General features: G+C 37.4%; 19 protein-coding genes. 14 read left to right on the top strand and 5 right to left on the bottom strand.

Going from position 1 to position 20,993, the window contains the following annotated elements; all coding sequences use genetic code 11:
• Window positions 1–12 precede the first annotated feature (12 nt).
• Window positions 13–1,143 (bottom strand): DNA polymerase III subunit beta, encoded by a 1,131-nt coding sequence (gene dnaN / locus Q0Y84_RS05280; RefSeq protein WP_297951495.1) that lies wholly within the window; start codon window positions 1,141–1,143, stop codon window positions 13–15.
• 174 nt (window positions 1,144–1,317) lie between these two features.
• Window positions 1,318–2,685, bottom strand: coding sequence for a chromosomal replication initiator protein DnaA (dnaA, locus tag Q0Y84_RS05275; protein WP_297951493.1), 1,368 nt, complete (start codon window positions 2,683–2,685; stop codon window positions 1,318–1,320).
• 478 nt (window positions 2,686–3,163) lie between these two features.
• On the opposite strand from dnaA, the gene rpmH reads away from it, so the two are divergent.
• From rpmH to Q0Y84_RS05230, 9 genes are all read left to right on the top strand, one after another.
• Window positions 3,164–3,304 (top strand): 50S ribosomal protein L34, encoded by a 141-nt coding sequence (gene rpmH, locus Q0Y84_RS05270; protein ID WP_003549412.1) that lies wholly within the window; start codon window positions 3,164–3,166, stop codon window positions 3,302–3,304.
• 51 nt (window positions 3,305–3,355) lie between these two features.
• Window positions 3,356–3,724, top strand: a complete 369-nt coding sequence (rnpA, locus tag Q0Y84_RS05265) for a ribonuclease P protein component (RefSeq protein ID WP_297951492.1) — start codon at window positions 3,356–3,358, stop codon at window positions 3,722–3,724.
• The gene (locus tag Q0Y84_RS05260) at window positions 3,705–4,601 is read left to right on the top strand and encodes a membrane protein insertase YidC (protein ID WP_297951491.1); all 897 of its coding nucleotides are present in this window, start codon (window positions 3,705–3,707) and stop codon (window positions 4,599–4,601) included. Before rnpA ends, Q0Y84_RS05260 begins: the two co-directional genes overlap by 20 nt.
• Before the next feature lie 110 nt (window positions 4,602–4,711).
• Entirely contained in the window at window positions 4,712–6,097 is a 1,386-nt protein-coding gene (gene mnmE, locus Q0Y84_RS05255; protein WP_297951490.1) for a tRNA uridine-5-carboxymethylaminomethyl(34) synthesis GTPase MnmE, read from the top strand.
• Between the two features lie 8 nt (window positions 6,098–6,105).
• Complete coding sequence (mnmG, locus tag Q0Y84_RS05250) at window positions 6,106–8,004, top strand: tRNA uridine-5-carboxymethylaminomethyl(34) synthesis enzyme MnmG (RefSeq protein ID WP_297951489.1); 1,899 nt, start codon at window positions 6,106–6,108, stop codon at window positions 8,002–8,004.
• A gap of 366 nt (window positions 8,005–8,370) precedes the next feature.
• Window positions 8,371–10,179 (top strand): pyruvate oxidase, encoded by a 1,809-nt coding sequence (gene spxB, locus Q0Y84_RS05245; RefSeq protein WP_297951488.1) that lies wholly within the window; start codon window positions 8,371–8,373, stop codon window positions 10,177–10,179.
• A 213-nt stretch (window positions 10,180–10,392) separates the two neighbouring features.
• Window positions 10,393–11,106: a hypothetical protein gene (locus Q0Y84_RS05240; RefSeq protein WP_297951486.1), complete on the top strand. Its 714-nt coding sequence runs from the start codon at window positions 10,393–10,395 to the stop codon at window positions 11,104–11,106.
• A gap of 171 nt (window positions 11,107–11,277) precedes the next feature.
• The gene (gene gndA, locus Q0Y84_RS05235; RefSeq protein ID WP_297951485.1) at window positions 11,278–12,681 is read left to right on the top strand and encodes an NADP-dependent phosphogluconate dehydrogenase; all 1,404 of its coding nucleotides are present in this window, start codon (window positions 11,278–11,280) and stop codon (window positions 12,679–12,681) included.
• A 100-nt stretch (window positions 12,682–12,781) separates the two neighbouring features.
• Window positions 12,782–14,341: a ClC family H(+)/Cl(-) exchange transporter gene (locus tag Q0Y84_RS05230; protein WP_297951484.1), complete on the top strand. Its 1,560-nt coding sequence runs from the start codon at window positions 12,782–12,784 to the stop codon at window positions 14,339–14,341.
• A gap of 109 nt (window positions 14,342–14,450) precedes the next feature.
• Here the strand turns inward: Q0Y84_RS05230 and Q0Y84_RS05225 are convergent, their stop codons facing one another.
• Both Q0Y84_RS05225 and Q0Y84_RS05220 read right to left on the bottom strand, forming a co-directional pair.
• Complete coding sequence (locus tag Q0Y84_RS05225) at window positions 14,451–14,876, bottom strand: ImmA/IrrE family metallo-endopeptidase (protein ID WP_005720757.1); 426 nt, start codon at window positions 14,874–14,876, stop codon at window positions 14,451–14,453.
• Window positions 14,854–15,225 carry a helix-turn-helix transcriptional regulator gene (locus Q0Y84_RS05220; RefSeq protein WP_005721887.1) on the bottom strand — a complete coding sequence of 124 codons (372 nt, stop codon included), beginning with the start codon at window positions 15,223–15,225 and terminating at the stop codon, window positions 14,854–14,856. The genes Q0Y84_RS05225 and Q0Y84_RS05220 overlap by 23 nt, the downstream gene beginning before the upstream one ends.
• A 313-nt stretch (window positions 15,226–15,538) precedes the next feature.
• On the opposite strand from Q0Y84_RS05220, the gene Q0Y84_RS05215 reads away from it, so the two are divergent.
• The 5 genes from Q0Y84_RS05215 (at window position 15,539) to Q0Y84_RS05195 (ending at window position 19,544) form a co-directional block, all read left to right on the top strand.
• On the top strand, window positions 15,539–15,856 hold the full coding sequence (locus Q0Y84_RS05215) for a hypothetical protein (protein WP_005723626.1): 318 nt from the start codon (window positions 15,539–15,541) through the stop codon (window positions 15,854–15,856).
• A 29-nt stretch (window positions 15,857–15,885) separates the two neighbouring features.
• Window positions 15,886–16,821: a helveticin J family class III bacteriocin gene (locus Q0Y84_RS05210; protein WP_005720754.1), complete on the top strand. Its 936-nt coding sequence runs from the start codon at window positions 15,886–15,888 to the stop codon at window positions 16,819–16,821.
• Between the two features lie 118 nt (window positions 16,822–16,939).
• On the top strand, window positions 16,940–18,091 hold the full coding sequence (locus Q0Y84_RS05205; RefSeq protein ID WP_297951480.1) for an SLAP domain-containing protein: 1,152 nt from the start codon (window positions 16,940–16,942) through the stop codon (window positions 18,089–18,091).
• A 133-nt stretch (window positions 18,092–18,224) separates the two neighbouring features.
• A complete protein-coding gene (locus Q0Y84_RS05200; RefSeq protein ID WP_297951479.1) occupies window positions 18,225–19,334 on the top strand; it encodes a hypothetical protein in 1,110 nt (369 codons plus the stop codon).
• Between the two features lie 60 nt (window positions 19,335–19,394).
• On the top strand, window positions 19,395–19,544 hold the full coding sequence (locus tag Q0Y84_RS05195) for an SPJ_0845 family protein (protein ID WP_003549428.1): 150 nt from the start codon (window positions 19,395–19,397) through the stop codon (window positions 19,542–19,544).
• Between the two features lie 44 nt (window positions 19,545–19,588).
• On the opposite strand, the gene Q0Y84_RS05190 is transcribed toward Q0Y84_RS05195, so the two are convergent.
• On the bottom strand, window positions 19,589–20,965 hold the full coding sequence (locus Q0Y84_RS05190) for an MFS transporter (RefSeq protein WP_297951478.1): 1,377 nt from the start codon (window positions 20,963–20,965) through the stop codon (window positions 19,589–19,591).
• Window positions 20,966–20,993 lie beyond the last annotated feature (28 nt).

Genomic DNA, 20,993 nt, shown 5'->3' with positions numbered 1-20,993 from the left:
TGTGTATTTGAATTAGTATGTTCTAACCGGGGTGATTAACTGAACAAATTCGATATCATCCTTATCAGGATTAATAATAAATGGACGCAGTGGTTTAGTAAAACTCATAACTACTGAATCTGTTATTGATGCTCTTAACGCATCGCGCATGTAATCAGGGTTAAATGAAATTTCTAAATTATTTCCTTCAAGATTTCGGAAGCTAACATCTTCTTCTACATTACCAATTTCTGCAGACTTACCTGATAATTTAGCAGTTTGGTTTTCCACATCTAAAGTTAATGTAACTACATTGTTGCGACCAGCATGTGTTAATAAACTAGCTCGTTCAAGTGCACTAGATAATTCAGGAATATCAAATTCAACACTGGTTGTCTTTTCAGTTGGAATTAAACGATCAGTGTCAGGATAATTGCCATCTAATAAGCGTGAGTAGAATGATAAGTTGCCAATCACGAATAAGGCTTGATTATCGCCTGGACAAACTTTAACTTCTGGATCAGCTTCTCCAATAATTCTGGCTAATTCTTGTAAACTTTTACCAGGAATAATTAAATCAGTTTCAGCTTGAGGTCCGTTTTCTAAAGCAATGGTTCTTTGTGATAAACGATGTGAATCGGTAGCAACAGCTTTAATCTTATCTGGATTAAAGAAGAAACGAACCCCAGTTAAAATTGCTCTAGTTTGATCATTTGACGTAGCAAATTGGGTTTCATTAATGATTTCTCTAAAAGTCTTGCCTGAAATAGTAAATGATGCCGCATCTGGAATTTCGGGTAAACGTGGATAATTGTTAGCATCCAACCCGTTAATAGTAAATTCACTATTTTCAGATACGATTTGAGTTTGAAGTCCTTCTTTTACTTCAAATGAAAAGTCTTTACCAGGCAACTTTTTAACAATTTCACTAAAGAACCTTGCTGGCAAAACAATAGAACCTGTAGATTCAACGTTTAAGTCATCATTAACAGGAATTTGAATTTCAATTGAGATATCTGTATCACTACCGGTTAAAGTAAGTTGATCGTCAGTTAAGTTCAACTTAATACCGCTAAGAATAGGAATAGTAGCTCTTGATGAAATGGCCCGCATAACATTGTTGAGGTTTTCGATAAACAAATTACGGTTAATAGTAAACTTCATGTTTTCTCCTCCTAAGAGTTGGTATATTTTTTATCTTTATTAGTAATTATATATTAAATAGTAGTAGTAGGGCCTGTGAGTTCTGTTGATAACTCATAAGAAGCCTAAAATACCGGACTTGTTGCGGTTAAAAACTTGTGTAAAACTTGTTCACTTTTCCACAGTGGATAACTTTTAGTGTTCTAAAATTTGCTTCAAGTCAAAGATAGCAGTTTTGATATCAGAATCAACTTTCATCTGCTTGTCGATTTTATCATAAGCATGCATGACAGTGGTATGATCTTTACCGCCAAATTCCTGACCGATTTTTGGCAAACTAGCATCTGTTAACTCACGAGAAAGATACATCGCTATTTGTCTAGGAACAACAATCTGCCGTACACGCTTTTTACCTTTTAATTCAGCAGTTGAAGTTTGGAAATAATTAGCGACAACTTCCTGTATTTTAGAAATTTGCAATCCACGATTCTTTTGAACTAATTTCAGGTCTACTAGTGCTTCACGGGCAAGATCAGTATCAATATCTGCTTTTTCAATTGTCGCGTAAGCTTGAACTTTAACCAAAGCTCCTTCAAGTTCTCTAATGTTAGTATCTACTTGAGATGCAATATAGTCTAAAGTACTATCATCAATTGTTAATCCTTCTGCTTCAGCTTTGCGGCGTAAAATGGCGATTCTAGTTTCAAGATCTGGTGGTGTAATTTCAACTTGTAAGCCCCATGTAAATCGAGAAACTAAACGCTCCGACAGATCCGGAATTTCTGTAGGCAGACGATCACTGGTCATCACGATTTGTTTTTGATCGTTATAAAGTGTTTCAAAAGTATGGAAGAATTCCTCCTGAATCCCCTCTTTTTTTGCAAAGAATTGGATATCATCAACTAAAAGTAGGTCACAAGTTCTGTATTTTTCGCGGAACTTGTCCTGCGTTTTGTTTTTGATTGAGTTGATAAAATCATTAACAAAAGTTTCGCTCTGTATATAGACTACTTTTGCGTTAGGTCTTTCTGCTAGCATTTGATGCCCAATTGCTTGCATTAAGTGCGTTTTACCTAAGCCAACTCCACCAAAGATAAATAAAGGATTATAAAAACTACCTGGACTATCGGCTACGGCCAGTGCTGCACCAGCTGCTAATTTGTTACCTTCACCTTGAACAAAATTATCGAAAGTATATTTTTCATTTAATTTTAGATCTTTGGTAAATTCTTTTTCTGGCAGTTTTGGCTGACGTGTCGGCAGATCACGAGGAGTTGTAGGTGTGACAATTCTTTCTGTAATATCCGCATCTTCAGATATTTTAAATACAGGTAAGATTTCGATACCGGCATAGCCGTAAGCAGATTGAATTAATTGAGAGGATAGATTTTTTTCCCAATAGCCTTTAGAAACAGGATTTTGAACCAAGATTTTTAGTTCGTGTGTCTTTTTATCATATGAAATAGGTTTGGTATTTTTAAACCAAGCATTGTAGGCAACTTCATTAAAACGAGCGCGCATCTCGTCATTAAAATGTTCCCAAAATTTGTCAATGTCGAACAATGTACATTCCCTCCCAGTTAGTAAAAAGCAAATTTATTTTACCATTAACTAAATTAGTTTTCCACAGGTGAAAAAGAAATTAACAGTACTCACAAGTTGTTGATAACTTTTATATCGATATGCACATTTTGACATGGTAAAGACAAAAGTATTGATTTATGCACAGTGATACTGTGAATTGTGATATCCATTCTAGCAACACCTAAGGCAAAATGCTAGATGTGTTATCCACATGGTGTGAATTTATTTCTTAACAGCTTGTGATTTGTGGATAAGTCTGGGAATTGTTTTGTGGAATTTGCATGTGGAAAAATCATTTTATTTTTTATCCACACAAAAAGCAAAGAATTTTTAATTATTAACTGCAAGTTTATCTGTGCTTTTTTTCTTAAAACACTTGGTTTTTACGGCTTTTCGTGCTATCCTTAATAAGAAATTGTGCAATTGGCACAGAAATTTATGGAGGTGCAGTTTAAATATGACAACTAAGAGAACTTACCAACCTAAGAAGCGTCACCGTTCACGTGTTCACGGTTTTATGAAGCGTATGAGCACATCAAATGGCCGTAAGGTTTTAGCAAGACGCCGTGCAAAGGGTAGAAAAGTCTTATCTGCTTAAACCACTGAATCCCAGTGGTTTTTTTAGTCTACTAGAGTGGAATGAAACGTTTTGAGAAAGTCTTATCGAGTAAAATCTGAAAAAGATTTCCAGCAAGTTTTCGAATCTGGCGACTCAGTCGCTAACCGAGCTTTTGTTATCTATAAGGTAGAAAAAACAGAAAACAAACATTTTCGTGTAGGAATTTCTGTTGGCAAGAAGGTTGGCCACACTGCAGTTGCGCGTAATCGACTCAAGCGTTATATTCGGGCCGTGATTGATGAAGAAAAATTGCAAATTGATTCGCATGTTGATTTTTTAGTCATTACGCGGCCTTATGCTCGTGATTTTAATATGGATCAAGTGCGTAAAAACTTGCTTCACGCATTATCATTAGCCCATATTATTGAAGAAATGCCAGATGAAGTTGAGGAAAAATAGATTGAAGGACATTCTGACGAAGAGAAATGTCAAACGTCTTCTTGCTGTCTTGGCAGTAGCTATGCTTGCTTTAGTATTAACAGGCTGTGCTACTACAGGCGCAAACGGTCAAGTAGCACCAATTTCACATACAAGTGGTAATTGGTGGGATCGTTGGATCGTTTACTATATGTCAGCTTTCATTTTGTGGTTAGCTAAGTTGATGGGGAACAGTTATGGTTGGGCAATTATTATCTTTACCATTATTGTTCGTGTCATCTTGCTACCTTTGAATGCTATTTCAATTCGAAGCACTACTAAGATGCAGAGCATTCAGCCACAAATTGATGAGTTGCGTAAAAAATATCCAGGACGTGACACTGAATCAAGAACATTATTACAACAAGAAACTAGCAAGCTTTATAAAGAAGCAGGCGTAAATCCTTATACTGGATGTTTGCCTGTTCTAATCCAGTTGCCAGTTATGTATGCGCTGTATGGTGCAATTTTACGGACACCGCAGTTGCAAACTGGTCGCTTCTTGTGGATGGATTTAAGCAAGCCAGATCCATACTATATCATGCCTATTTTGGCAATGATTTTTACGTTCTTATCGACCTATATCAGTCAATTATCAACGCCAAAATCAGCGCAAAATGGAATGACGAAAGTGATGATGTACGGAATGTCTATCATGGTTGGTGTAATGGCTTTGAACTTCCAGTCAGCTATTACACTTTACTGGGTAATTTCCAACTTATTCCAGGTAGTTCAAACTTTTATCTTGCAAAATCCTATTAAATATAGAAGAGAGCAAGAAGCGAAGGCTGAGGCTGAGCGTGAACGCAAACGTAAACTGAGAAGAACTTACAAGCGTTTAGGACGCAAAATGAAATAAAAGAATATTAATCTAAAATGATTTTTAGATAAAGTAGTCAAAGTGCTTTATCCATCATGTTTATTCGTGGTGGTATAATGCACTTTTTTTATTGAGAAAAGGAAAGAAATATGGCTCAAACTTTAACAGAGTTCGATACTATTGCGGCAATTTCAACTCCAATAGGTGAAGGTGGAATTTCAATCGTAAGAATGTCAGGCGAGGATGCAATCAAGATCGCTAATGAAGTTTTTAAGGGCAAGGACTTAAGTAAGGTACCTACACATACGATTCATTATGGTCATATTATTGATCCGGATACTGGAAAAACGATTGATGAAGCAATGGTGACAGTGCTGCGAGCACCTAAAACTTTTACACGTGAAGATATTGTAGAAATCAACTGTCATGGCGGAATCGTGGTCACTAATCATATTTTGCAAGTATTGTTAAGCCACGGTGCGCGCATGGCAGATCCTGGTGAATTTACCAAGCGTGCGTTTGTAAATGGACGAATTGATTTGACCCAAGCTGAGAGTGTGATGGATATCGTTCGGGCTAAAACTGACAAGGCACGTCAAGTTGCGTTAGGTCAATTAGCTGGCGGTTTGTTACATAAGATTCAAGCAATGCGGCAGGAAATTTTAGATACTTTGGCTAATGTTGAAGTTAATATTGACTATCCAGAATATGATGCCGATACCATTACTGCTAAGCAAATGGTGGATACTTCTAAGTCAGTAATTAAGAAAATTGACCAGTTGCTGAAGACAGCTCAAGAAGGTAAAATTCTGCGTAATGGCTTGGCTACAGCAATTGTTGGGCGGCCAAATGTGGGTAAATCCTCGCTATTGAATTACTTGACTCAGAGTGATAAAGCGATTGTTACGGATGTAGCAGGGACCACGCGTGATACGCTTGAAGAATATGTGTCTGTAAAAGGCGTACCGTTAGAGTTGATTGATACTGCGGGTATTCATCACACTGAAGATAAAGTGGAAAAAATCGGTGTGGAAAGATCAAAAAAGGCTCTAGAACGAGCAGATTTGGTTTTATTGTTAATTGATGCCAGTCAAGCTTTGACAGCTGAAGATCAAGCATTGATTGAAGCAACCAAAGATAAGAAGCGGATCGTGATCTTGAATAAGGTTGATTTGGGTCAAAAAATAACAGTAGATGAGATGCAAAAGCTAACTGCTAGTGATGTTATTTCAACTTCAATTTTGAAGGAACAAAACCTAGATGCACTTGAAGAGTTGATCAATAAGCTTTTCTGTGCTGGGATTGAAAATTCTAATGATCAAATTATGGTCACTAATCAGCGACAAGCTTCACTTTTACATAAAGCAAAGAAAGAATTAGAAGATGTAATTCAAGCAGTTGAAGATGGGATTCCAGTTGATATTGCTCAGATTGACTTTACTGGTGCTTGGGATACTTTAGGTGAAATTACTGGTGAAAGTGCACCAGACGAGTTAATTACGCAGTTATTCAGTCAGTTCTGTTTAGGAAAGTAGGATAGAAAATGGTTAAAACGTATGATTCAAATGAGTATGATGTAATTGTCGTTGGTGCTGGTCATGCTGGCTGTGAAGCTGCTTTGGCTAGTGCTCATATGGGACAAAAGACCTTGCTAGTTACAATTGGTCTAGATATGGTAGCTTTTATGCCATGTAATCCATCTGTTGGTGGCCCTGCTAAGGGGACAGTTGTCCGCGAAATTGATGCTTTGGGTGGTCAAATGGGGAAAAATATTGACGCTACCTATATTCAGATGCGGATGTTAAATACGGGTAAAGGTCCTGCTGTGCGTGCCTTGCGTGCTCAAGCTGATAAGTGGCAATATCATGAGCACATGAAGGATACAATTGAAAATACGCCTAACTTAACTTTACGCCAGGCGATTGTGGATGAATTGGTAGTTGAAGATGGCGTCTGCAAGGGCGTAATCACTAATACTGGTGCCAAATATCATGCTAAAAGCGTGGTTTTGACCACAGGTACTGCGGCTCGTGGCAAGATTATTATCGGTGAATTGACTTATTCATCAGGTCCTAATAACACTACGCCTTCAATTAAATTGTCAGAAAATTTGGAAAAGCTAGGCTTTAAGCTTCGCCGTTTTAAGACTGGTACACCTCCACGTGTTAACGGTAATACAATTGACTATTCTAAGACTGAGGAAGAACCTGGCGACAAAACACCACGTCATTTTTCATATGAAAGCAAGGATGATGATTATCTCCAGAAGCAAATTTCTTGCTGGATGACTTACACTAATCCGACAACGCATACGATAATTAGAAATAATCTTGATCGTGCGCCAATGTTTTCAGGGATTATCAAGGGTGTAGGCCCACGTTATTGTCCTTCAATTGAGGATAAGGTTGTTCGTTTTGCAGATAAAGATCGTCACCAGATTTTTCTTGAACCAGAAGGTCAAACCACTAAGGAAGTTTATGTAGGTGATTTTTCAACTTCAATGCCAGAAGAAATTCAATTGAAGATGATTCACTCTGTTGCTGGACTGGAAAATGCAGAAATGATGCGTCCGGGTTACGCAATTGAATATGATGTGGTTGAACCATGGCAATTGAAGCATACCTTGGAAACGAAGAACGTTAAGCATTTATTTACTGCTGGTCAGATGAATGGAACATCAGGCTATGAAGAAGCAGCTGGTCAAGGATTGATTGCCGGGATTAATGCGGCCTTGTCGGCGCAAAATAAGCCAGGCTTTACCTTAGGACGTAATGATGCTTATATCGGCGTTTTAATTGATGACTTGGTAACTAAAGGGACGAATGAACCATATCGTTTATTAACGAGTCGGGCAGAATATCGCTTAATTTTACGTAACGATAACGCAGATTTGCGTTTGACTGAATATGGTCATGATTTGGGCTTAATTTCTGATGATCGTTATGCAAAATTTGAGGAAAAGAAGCAGGCGATTGGGGATGCAAAGACGCGTTTGCATGAAATTACAGTTCATTTAACTGAAGAGGTGCAAGGATTCTTGCAAAGCATTGGTCAAGAGCCGATGAAAGCAGGCGTTAAGGCTGATGTCTTTTTGCGTCGTCCTAATGTTACGATTGAAGATATTGAGCGCCTAACTGGTGAAGTCATTCCTGGTGACCGCTACGTTAAAGAGCAGGTTGAAATTGGCATCAAGTATGCTGGTTACATTAAAAAAGAAGAAACTCGCATTGCTCGCCTAAAGCGACAAGAAGCTAAGAAGATTCCAGCTGATATTGATTATGATCAGATTGAGGGTCTAGCTACAGAAGCAAGACAAAAATTCGAAAAGATTCGTCCGGAAACTTTGGCTCAAGCAGAGCGAATTTCAGGTGTTAACCCAGCTGATTTGGCAATTTTGAGTGTTTATATTCAAAATGGACGTTACTCTAGAGTGAAAAAGTAGAATAGTTTGAAAATGGCGTAGGAATAGGATCTTGCGCTATTTTCATATGCAAAAATATAAAATAACATATACCTAAATAATATAGAATATAAATAAAATGCAAAAAATTTTCTTAATTTTTTACTATAAGTGTTATCAAATATATATAAAATGAACTGGATTTAGTATAATAATGTTCATAAAATCACAATATAAAGCGCTATCATTCAACTTTGCATAAGCCGAATCTTATTATACTTTGTGAAATGATTCTTATTACAAAAGCGTTTGCATGCGCATAATAACGGCAAAGCTTAAGGCTTGAAAATGTGAAAAAAAGTGTTTTAATACATTATGAAAGAACGAAAGTTAAGGAGATGCACTTATATGACAAAAATTAATGGTTCTGATGCAATGCTTAAAGTTATTTATGATTGGGGAATTGATCATATTTACGGTTTCCCAGGTGGTTCATTCGACTCAAGTATGAACGCTATCTATGACTTTAGAGATAAGATGAAATTTATCGAAGTACGTCACGAAGAAGCTGGCGCTTTAGCAGCTTCAGCTGAATACAAATTAACTGGTAAGGTGGGTGTATGTTTCGGCTCAGCTGGTCCTGGTTCCGCTCACTTATTCAACGGTTTGTATGATGCTAAGTTTGACAAGACTCCAATGGTAGCAATTGTTGCTAACGTTCCAACTAGTCGTCAAGATATCGACTTCTTCCAAGCATTTGACGAAGACAAGTGGTTTTTGAACGCTAGTGTTTGGTGCCGTCAAGCTAAGACTGCTGAACAAATTCCAATTTTAACTGATGAAGCTATTCGTCAAGCCTACGAAAGAAAAGGTCCTGCAATCATCATTATTCCTAAGGACTACGGTTGGCAAAAGATTGATGACAACTTCCGTGTAAACAAGGATGCTCATCCAGCAGCAAACTACCCAGCACCAACTAAGGCTTCAGTTGAAGAAGCTGTTAAGCTTTTGAAGGAAGCTAAGAACCCAACCATGTACGTTGGTTTAGGTGCTAGGGATGCTGGCGAAGAAGTTAAGGAATTTGCTGAAAAGTTCAAGACTCCAATTATGTCATCATACTTAGGCAAGGGTGTAGTTGACGATAAATTCCCAGCATATATTGGTACAATTGGTCGTATCGGGCCTAAGGCAGCTCAAGAAGTTCAAACTGCAACTGACTTAGTTGTTTGGGTAGGTAACAACTCACCATTCTCAATCTTATGGTTCCCTAAGAATGCTAAGGTTATTCAAATTGATATTGACTCATCTAAGTTTGGTAAGCGTCACTCAACTGATGTTTCAATGCTTGCAGATGCTAAGAAGGCTTTGAAAGCAATCATTGATGCTGGTGAGGAACGTAATGAATCACCGCTTTACAAGGCAGCTATTGCAGACCGTGAAAACTGGGATGCATGGCATGCAAGCTTTAAGGACTCAGATGAAATGCCAGTTCGTCCTGAACCAATCTGGGATGTTATTAACAAGAAGGCTGACGACAATGCAATCTTTGCTATTGATGTAGGTAACGTTAACGTTGACTCATGCCGTCTTTTGAACTTGCACGATGATCAAAAGTGGACTACTTCAGGCCTTCTCGCAACTATGGGCTATGGTGCTCCAGCAGCTCTTGCTGCCGCAACTGTTTACCCAGACCGTGAAGTATGGCAATTATCTGGTGATGGTGGCTTTGCCATGATGAACCAAGAACTCCTCACAATGGCTCGTTACAACATGCATGTTTTGAACATTGTATTCACTAACGAAACATTAGGTTACATTGAAGCAGAACAAGAAGATGAATCTCACCAACCATTATCAGGTGTTATCATTCCTGACAACGACTGGTCAAAGGTTGCCGAAGGTATGAACGTTAAGGGTGTTGTTGTCCGCACCAAGAAGGAATTCGAAGAAGCCGTTGACGAATTCAAGAAGATGGATGGCCCAATGTTAATCGACATTAAGTACACCCATGAAATGCCTTACTCAACTGAATTGAATACTCTTGACGATCCAGCCTTCGTTAAGAAGTATCAAGCTGAAGCTTTGAAGCCATTCAGTTACTTTGCAGAAAAGTACGGCGTTGAAGCTGATGCTGCAACCGGTGCATCTCAACATGAAGAATCAAAACCTGAAGAAGATACTGCTCCTGATACAGTTTCGGGTGCTTCACAACACTAATTTGGTTGAGTAATATGAAGAAGCGAGACGCTTGTCCCGCTTTTTTTGTTGGGATTGATATTTTCTGGGGAATAGCCTCATTTTGTATATGATTTTAAATATAGAATAGTCTGTTAGCTAGTAAATAAAATACAGATGCTTATAATAGACAGTGTTGGATATGAATTAATGCTTATTAGCCAATAAGCACTATGTGTAAAAAGAGGCTAAATTATGAAATCTAAAAACGTTCTAATTAGTTTACTTGCTACTGCATCACTTGCAGCATTATTTTCAGCATCATCTGTCACTGCCAACGCTGCAGACAACAGCAATTTAACTGCAGTAGCTAAGTTTGATAAAGCTATAACAATCAAAAATGCTCCCCAGCTGAGTAAGTGGGGCTACATTGTCACTGTAAATTCCGATTCCCAACCTATTTCTGTGGGCAAAGATAGTTATCAAAAAATGCTAAATGACTCTGAATTTAGAAGTGGAAATACTATCAGTCCTAAAAAGGTGAAGAATGTTAAATTCAAAGTGGTAAAAATTGCATATGCTAAACATCATAACGGTGCGTTGATGTATTTAATTACTTCTAAAGACAACCAATATAGCACCTGGACTACTAATCCTGGTATGCAATATTATGCTTTTAAGAGTAAAGCACTTCAAGGAGTTGTTAAACCACTTAATAGAATAAGCAAGAGAGCTGCTGCTCAGGTGCCAATTTATAAATGGCAAAAGATTTCTAAAAAAGCTAGAGCTACTAGAATTAGAAAAAATAAGCATGACTTTAATTTAGCTGTTAAAGCAGCCGAAAAGCTAAAGAGTCAACAACGTAAATTTGTTCTAGCATCTTTAAAGCAAGCCAAAAAGGAAGGGTATATTACCAAGCTAACATTACCATTAGCCTTTAATATCTTGCTCTGGGGAATTGATCAATAGAAACAATATTTCCTAGGAAATAAGTCTAAAGCTAGTGTGAAACATTTTTACCCAATAACAAAAAGATTATTAAGCGAAATTGAAAAGCGGAGCCTTTTGGCTTCGCTTTTTTGCGTGCATGAACGTATAATAATACTTGATGAATTTTGATTAATGGAGGAATTATTAAACATGCAACAATTCGGCGTTATTGGTTTGTCTGTTATGGGCAAAAACCTTGCTTTGAATGTTAGAAACCACGGCTTTTCCGTTTCGGGTTTCTCAATTGATAAGCCAGAAGTTGATGCTTTCGCAAAATACGAAGATGATAAATTAAAGCCTTGCTACACTTGGGAAGAATTTGTAAATTCACTTGAAAAGCCACGCAAGATTTTGATTCAAATTATGGCGGGCGATCCAGTGGATCAAACTTTACAAAAATTGCTGCCACTTTTGGATAAAGGCGATATTTTAATTGATGGTGGTAATTCAAATTACCACGACACTAACCGCCGTTTCCACGAAATGGAAAAGCATGGCATTCACTTCATCGGAATGGGTGTTTCCGGTGGTGAAGAGGGTGCCTTGAATGGTCCTGCTTTGATGCCCGGTGGTGATGAACCAGCTTATAAGGAAGTTGCTCCAATTCTTGAAGCAATCGCCGCTAAGAATACTGAAGGCAAGCCATGTGTCTACTACATGGGGCCTGAAGGTGCTGGTCACTATGTCAAGATGGTACATAACGGTATCGAATACGGAATTATGCAAGAATTCTCAGAAGTTTACAACTTGCTCCGTGATGTTGCCCACAAGAGCGATGACGAAATGTCAGAAATCTTTGATAAGTGGAACCATGGCAAGGTAGAAGCATATCTTAGTGAAATTACTTCAAAGGTTTTGGCTCAAAAAGATGATTTAACTCCAGATCACGTGATTGACCACATTTTGAATGTTGCTTCTTACAAGGGTACTGGTAACTGGATGCTTGAAGATGGTGTTGCCCTTGGTGCACCTGTAACGGTAATCGCTGAAGCAGTTATGGCTCGTTTCATGAGTAAGCAAGCGCATCTTGCTATCGAAAAAGGCATTAAGCCAACCAAGTTTGAATACAAGGGTGAAATTCCTGATGATATGGTTGACGTGTTTGAAAAATCATTGCAATTAGCCCAAGCTGTCGCATATGCTCAAGGTTTCCAACAATTAACTATGGCTGCAGAAGCTTATGATTGGGACCTTAGATACAAGTCAATCGCTCAAGATTGGGAAGCAGGTTGTATCATTCGTTCCGCAATGTTAAAGGATATTGAAAATGCCTACGACAAGAACGATAAGCTCATGAACTTGTTCCAAGATGATTACTTCCGTAAGTTGATGGAAGAAAACTTGCCAGCATTACGCAAGTCAGTTGAATTTGCTACTAAGTGCGGTGTTCCAACCCCAACTTTGAGTGCAGCTCTTAACTGGTTGGAATCAATTTTTAATCCAAACTTGCCAGCTAACATGATTCAAGGTCAACGTGACTACTTCGGTGCTCATACTTACTTGAGAAATGATCGTGAAGGCGTCTTCCACACTGAATGGTATGAAGAAAAATAAATAGTTTCATGTGAAACGAAAAAAAAGTCAGTTAGAACAATCTAGCTGGCTTTTTTAGTGTAAAATGGTCTTTGACACGTTTTTTTGTAAGGGAGAAAAAATGAAAGACGAGGCAAATAAAACCAACATTAAACTCTTGTTACAAGCTTTACTAGTAGGTATCTGTACCGGAGTGGTAGTTGGCATATTCAGATTTGGAATTGAGAAGACATCAGGATTTTGGCTGTATTTATTTCAATTAGCGCATCAAAATCCATTATGGTTTATTGCAATTATCATTGGCTTTATTGCAGTAGCAGTAATTGCTGGATACTTTGTTAAGCAATACCCACATGTGGGTGGTTCTGGTATTCCAGAAGTAAAACTGCAATTGCAGGGGAAATTATCTTTGCAATGGTTTCCGATTCTGTGGCGGAAATTAATCGGTGGTATTTTGGTAATTGGTACCGGACTTTTTTTAGGACCAGAAGGACCATCATTGCAATTAGGCTCAACAATTGGGCAAGGTGTAGCCCAAGGCTGCAAGCAAAACAAATTGAAGACTAGAGTACTTCTGGCTACTGGTGCTTCCAGCGGTTTGTCTGCCGCTTTTGGCGCTCCTTTAAGTGGTGCTTTATTTGTTCTTGAAGAAGTATTTCATAACTTTTCACCATTAGTTTGGATGAATGCCTTAGCTGGCGCAATCGCCTCAAACTTTGTCGTTTCAAACTTATTTGGTATTCATCACGCCTTAGCAATTCAATATAACTATTCATTTCCACTCCCGTTATACTGGCATTTGCTTGTCTTGGGAATTCTATTAGGCTTATTAGGTCATTTATATAAAGTTGGTTTATTCAGTTTAAAGAAGGTCTATGCTAAAATCACCTTTTTGCCTCGATGGTTGTATGGACTTATTCCTCTGGCAATCTTAATTCCAATTGCTTATTTCTGGCCTTTAATTACTGGTCCAGGTAATCGCTTGATCCTGTCTTTGCCAAAGATGATTACTAAAACAGGCTGGGGCATTGTTGGGTTACTTGCTTTCTATTATGTGATGAGAATTGTCTTTTCAATTGTAGCCTATGACTCTGGTCTGCCTAGTGGGATCTTTTTGCCAATTTTAACGATGGGTGCCTTAATTGGTGCTACTTATGGCTTGTTAATGGTGCAACTGGGATTAATGCCGCAACGCTTGGTGGTTAACTTGGTTATTTTCTCAATGGCTGGTTATTTTGCGGCAATTATTCGGGCCCCGTTTACGGCAATTATCTTGATTACCGAAATGGTCGGATCCTTACTTCACTTAATGCCGCTAGCTGTAGTTGCTTTTATTGCTTTGTTAGTTGATGAACTGCTTGGCGGGAAACCAATTTATGGCTTGCTCGCAGCCGCTATGGACAAGAGTAGTGACCACAAGGCTAACTATACTGGTCAGGCTGATACAATGGCTCTGCCGGTCTATGAGAGCAGTAGACTGGTTGATAAAACCATTTCTGAGGTTCAATGGCCAGTTGATACTAGGGTAAGAACAATTCACCGTGATGGGGATGAGATCATACCAAATGGTCAAACGGTAATTCGCGGCGGAGATATGCTTATTCTGGAGTTTGATTCAAGTCAACGTGGCGCGGTTTATAGCAAGATGAAGGACTTGCAAGGCGTTGAACTGGATGGATAGAAAAAATCGTTACTCAATTGAGTAGCGATTTTTTGTTTAATTGGATTTTAAGTAGTGTAAAAACTAATGCTAAAACTTTTAGTAATCAAATCAATATAGAAGTTGATGGTTAAGCTGCTCGCTTAAATATCTCTTTAGTTGCATCAGCTACTCGATTTGGTATCCCGTATGCTTGCATAAATAAACCTGGATCTTCGAAGCAATCACCCATTTTGCAGGAGTAATTATAGATTAGCTTTATTGAAAAGATGTCTGCTGGACTTTCTTCGGAATTCTGTTCTGTAAAAGTGATATATTGACGAGAATCTACTTCACCATTAGTCAGCATAATGTGACCAATCTCATGACCTATTGAAAATGGTACTTCTTCTTGATGATGCCAATTAGTATTAATGACAGCGAATCTATAGTTCTTTAAAGAAATGGATGGGTAAGTTGGATTTACTTCAACTAATTCAACCATAATATCACGTTTTTTAGCATAGGCTAATAACCAGTCTATGAGTTCTTGTTTATTCTGATCTGCTGTTGTCATGTCGTTTAATAAGTCCTTTTTTGATATCACGTTCCATAAGTTGACGAACTATGTTCAGGTAGTCTTCTGGAATAGTGTAGCCATGATAGAAATATGGTACTTCACCATCAATAGAAATACCACCAGTTTCATCACCTTTAGGTGACGGGCTAGGATTGTTTGTCTTACCACTTAAATAATCGGCTGACGTATGTAGTACATCTGCGACTGCATTAAGTGCATCAATTCCTGGTCTTTGATTCTTCCAATTATAGATGGAATTTCTACCTAAACCTGCCTTGTCATTTACTTCACGGAGATTCATTTTGTATTTTTTTGCTAATTCTTTTGTGCGCTCTAACTCAATCATACCAAGCCTTTCAGGAATACTTGTTCGAAAAATAATAGTTTTTTAGCTTTTTTTATTGACATAATTAGTTAATTAACTTATAGTAAATATTGTCAACGAGATATGAAAAAGAAAACAACCTAAGTTAATAAAATTCTTGGCGGAACATTTACCAGCTTTCGGTTATTTCTTATACATTTATATTAGTCTAAAAACTAATATAAATCAAGTGTATTAGTGTCTTGTTGAACATTATCAAACAGAGGTGAAGTCCAATGGACATTCGTTAGCCCCCTTGGATCGTTTGATCAAAAGAGAGGTGATTCATTCAATTATGGATATTCATGATTACGTTGAGCTGATTACTCTGGCGTTATGGGTAATTAGCGTAGTAGGTATTGGCATCTTGAGCAGAGTTCATTTCAAGAATAAACGCTTAGAGCAATTCCGCAATACTGCAGATAGCTTAATGAAAAGCTATGTACGCTTATACGACAAAGAAAATCTTTCTGACGAACAGAAGATTAACCGTGTTGGCAACGCAGTAGTGAACAGCCTTGAAGCAAAAGGCTTCAAGCTGAACAGGCAAGAAGTGCAGGACATCTTTGCGGAAGTGGCTAAACAGATGAATGAGCAAACTCAGGATAAGTAGTAGTTTTTTAATTTTTCGGAGGTTTTATTATGTTAGATGCAACAAATATTAGAATTTTAGATAGATTCGATATGAATACAGGTTACAGAGCTGTAGTTCAAAAAGGTAATGTAGGATCAAAGTATGTTTATGGTTTACAGTTAAGAAATAACCAGACAGAAACACATGTATTGCGTGGCTTCCGTGGCAACGTGACAACCCCTGTGCTTACTTTAGTAGGTGCAGCAGCTGGACACACCCAAACTTGGGAATATTCAGGTAGATCTGGTAAATGGTTCGTTGGTACTAAAAACAAGAATAAATGGGCTTCTCAAATTGCTCGAGCAGATATTAGATACAAATCATATGCTTCATCAAATACTGAATTCCCACGTTTAGCATACTTGAACCGCGCAGGTAATCCTGAAGATCAATGCTCTGGTGATGAAATGGAACGCGCTGAAGTAGCAGTTTCACCAGATTATAGTATGCTTTTAATTGCTACTATTGAGAATAATGGAACAGGCCACTTTTCAATTTATGACCTAAATGTCATTAATAATGCATTAGATGAGGCTGGAAATAATGGTTTCGTAAATATGGGAAATTATCAATGTGAAACTAGTTTTACAGTATATGGTTTGTATGGATCTGTTTTAAACTCTGTACAAGGTTATGATCTTGATAATTCTGGTAATATTTATATTACTAGTCAAAAATCACCAAGTTTAAGTAATGGTTCATGGTCATACTATCACAAGGAAATTGTAAAAATTCCGTTTTATGCACGTAATGATCAATCTCAATGGGAAAATGTAAACTTAAGTGCATTTGGTGGATTAGATATTTCAGGTGAACATAGTGAAGTTGAAAGTATCCAAATTATTGATGAAAATCACGGTTACTTAACTGTTGCATACCATGCTAATGTTAACGGTAAAAATAAAACTGTTTCAAATAAGGTTTATGAATTAGCTTGGGACTAAATTTGTAAATTTTAGCCTTAATAGCATCAAATCAATATGATTTGATGCTATTTTTGTTGTCTAAGTTTATACAAAGTAAGATAATTGAAGTATAGAGATTTTCAAAGGGTGGTTAATAATGAGAAAAAATAAAATCATGTTAATTTCTGTAGTAGCTTTAATGGGAACGGCACCTATCCTGAGTACTACAACTAGCGCTCATACAGTACAAGCAGATTCTTCAATAACCAAGACTATTATGCACAACGCATTAGCTTATGATAAAGATGGAAATAGTACCGGTCATAAATATTACGTTTATGGTAGTGTTCATGTAGATCCAAAACCAGTAACTATAAATGGAGATCAATATTACAAAGTTACAGATAAAGATGAATATATCAAAGTAACTAATATTGATGGTGTAACCCGAAAGATTACTCATAATGCTTATATATACCGGACTTCTACTCAAAGGACACCTTATGGTATGACTGCCAACAGTAAGAAATGGAAATTTTATAAAGGTGAAACCGTAACTACATATGGTGGATCATATAAATTTAAAAACGGTAAACGTTACTTTAGAGTAGGTGGGCCACGTAAGCAATATATTAGATCATATAATTTAGGCCCAGTTATTAGTACTAATACTGCATCAAATTTAACCAGCAATGAATCAAACAACGCTACTAATACTAATGCCGAGGAAGCAACTGTTACCGTAAAAAATGCTTACGGTGTAAATATTTATGATAATCAAGGTAAAGCAATCAAAAAGAATCTCAAAGCTGGTACGAAGTTTATTGTAGATAAACTAGAAGTTACTCCGTTTGCTGATCATTTTCCATCAACTGCAGCACAAGCTGGAATGTATAGAATAAAAGGTACAGACAATTGGCTTTTAGCTATTGATGTAACTGCCGATAAAAAATTAGTAAAGCATGATTATGATCACGAACATTATGGCTATATCAAATTTGTCAAGGATACTGATGTGTATAATGCTGACGGTACTATGCAAAACCACAATGGCGCAAAAATTGTAAAACAAGGTGGAAATCTGAAAGTAGATAAACTCATATACATTTGGGTACCAAGTGAAAACAAGGCAGAATTATTCTACCATTTAGTTGGTACTAAGTTCTATGCTACAGGTAACGTTGATCAAATTGAAGTCGGTAATGATGCCTATGTTAAAGCTAGTGATGTTAAATTTGTTAATATAGGTTTGACATTAACCCCTTCAAACACAGCAGCAGAAGCTGAGGCAGCTGCAAAAAAGAAGTAATATTCGTTAGCTCCAAAATTCTACAGAATTAACTCAATATTAGAAGATGGCTAAACCATCTTCTTTTTTCTTGCAGAAAAATAATGATTAGGCGACAATTAAATTCACGGAAGAAAAAAGAGGGGGCGAAAAATTGAATAAACTTGTACAAATCACGCTTAAGGCTGATCAAGAAAAATATAACTTAGATGGGGATGCAAGTATTACGGTAGTTGATGCAAATTCTTACTATATTGGCCGCATTATCACGCAACATCATGGCTGGATTACCTTTGAATCAGTCGATCAAGGCGGTAATTTAGGTGGAATAGTCTTTATTAAAGAAGATCAAGTAGCTAAGATTGAAGACGATACGCCTAATCTACGCTATTATATGATTACCCAAGTTAAGGATTCATTTAACTTAGAGCAATTAAATAAGACAGTGTTAGCCTGGGATTTTACTAATCTGCATGATTTACTGATTAACGTAGCTGACGCGCAACCCTTTACAACTTTTGAGGTGAATACAGGTGCTACTTACACTGGCTTAATTACTCAACTTGATCAACATGAAGTACGTATTTTGGAACGCAATGAATTAACGCTTGAACATTACGCTACCGTTATACCACTCGATGATATTGTTTGTGTTGATACAAATGCCATTGATAATCGCTTGTTTACTCAGTATCTGCGGCAATCACAGAAGCAAGAATTCACTAACGACTTGGATCTGGTTGAAATTTATTTTGATTATACCTTTGATGATCAATATGGTAGTTTTGCTATTGGTAAAGTACTCAAGTATGACGATGATAATCTGGTATTGGAGAGCATCAATGAGTTAGGGCAGGTTGAATCAATTGCAGTGATTGCTAGGAGTCATATAACGCATATTACTGAAGATTCAGAACGTTTGGCCTTCTTTAATTTTTTGGTTCAATGGCAAAAGCACAATGGTATTTTTGATCCAGACAAGCTAGAACGTTCAGTTAAATTGCGAGATGAGATTAAATCACCAGCAGAAATAATCGAGAATTGGCCAGAAAATCGCGTTATAAAAATCAGTGATGCAATTTATCATTATCCCGATCGTTTAGGCTTAATTGAAGATCGTTCAGAAGACGGTTTTCAATTAAAAATTTTAACTGAATATGGTCTAGGTGACGTTAGTGATCATGAGTATAATGATTTAATTAGCGTTGATTTAGCTGGTTCAGAAATGAGAAAGATGCAACAATTTTTTGATAATGAAGAGTAAATTTATTGTCAGTAACCAGAAATTTCTAATATAATTAAAGAAACGAAAGGAAGATGTTTTATGGGATTAACTTTTGACAACCCTAATAACTTACAGAAGATGCTTGATCGCTTTGCGACTGTACCAGATCCAAAGAAGACACCTAAGCATAAGGATCCAGAAGAATTGTTGAACAAGGATTCTAAAGATAAAAAGAAAAAAGATAAGTAAAAAAGACAGGTTGCATGCGCAATCTGTCTTTTTAATATGATAATTTAGTTATTTTCTTTATTTTTTATAAATTGGGGTGAGGTCTCAGGTGCCCAGATGAGGCAGACCACAAAGGCAAAGAGCAAGACAATGGCACAGACTAGCATTGCCAAGCTAGCACCACCAACATTTGTTAAAACCGGCAATAAGAAGGTCCCTGCTGCAGCCCCAATCCGGCTAATTGTGATACAAGTACCTACGCCGGTTGCTCGCACCTTGAGATCAAACAATTCAGTTGGGTAAGGATAATCTAAAATTAAACCGGCGGATAAAATGATGGCAAATAAAGTAAAGATTCCCAACTTAAGCATGGAATTCAAATTAGGTACAATTGCCAAAATCCCGATTAATACGCCAGAAACTAAGAAGTTGCTGATCAGGTAAAAGCGACGGCTAACTTTATTAAAAATCCAGGTCCCAATTAATACACCGATAAACATTCCGCCGTTATAGATAATTCCAGAGACATTTCCACTGATGATATTCATGCTTTGCAGCAAGAGTGGCAAGAAAATACTGATGCCAAAGAATGAGAAAGCTTGGCAAGCATAGAAAATCCCACCGACTAAGGTATGCCGCAAATATTGTTTGGAAAATAATATTGCCCAGGAAATATTTTTAGGCGTTTTCTTTTTATCGCGCTTCATGAAATGTGCTGGTAAGCACCATTTGTGTCCCATATGCTTGCGAATAATCTTATTGGCACTCTTAACTTTTCCTTTGCTTGCTAGCCAGCTTGGTGAAGCAGGTAGTGGGAAAAGGCTTCTAAAAATAGCCGCAATTAATGCAGGAATTGCGCCAGTTGCCAAGATTATTTGCCAAGTATAATTACCAAAGCTAGTAATAAAACTACCAGTCAAGTAGGATAGAATAAATCCGATTGTCCAATAGATCAATAAATGACTCTGGCGCTTGCTGTCTTCACCCTTAGGCAGCCATTCAGTTAATAGGGCGTTTCCGACGGTGTAGTCAACAGCGATCATTAGTCCAATCCCGATGCGGATCAGGAAGGTTAAAACAAGGCTAGCTGTCACTAAGTGAAGTAATGAAAAAGCAGCTAAAATATACATATTCCACATTAGTAACTTGCGGCGGCCGATTTTATCAGAGAGGCGGCCGATCAAGAGACTGCCAGCTAGGCCAATGAGGGCACCAGCTCCGATTAATCCAGTCCAAAGATCGCTAATTTGAATATATTTAGCTGCGTTAGAAAGGGCGGTACCACTAATTCCTAAAGAGTAACCGCAGGCGATTTGGCCTAAGACAACGGCTACCATCACTCTTAAGTGAACGGACATCAGTGGTGCACGCTTATAATTCTTTTTAGTTTTAATAAATCTTTTACGTTTTTCTTCTTGAATAGTTTGCTGGTTATTTTCCATAAGAGCAAGATCAAAGCTTGCTTAAAAT

Origin of the sequence: uncultured Lactobacillus sp. (assembly GCF_947367125.1) — a bacterium.
Lineage (GTDB): Bacteria > Bacillota > Bacilli > Lactobacillales > Lactobacillaceae > Lactobacillus.
This window is presented reverse-complemented; position numbering and strand designations above follow the sequence as displayed.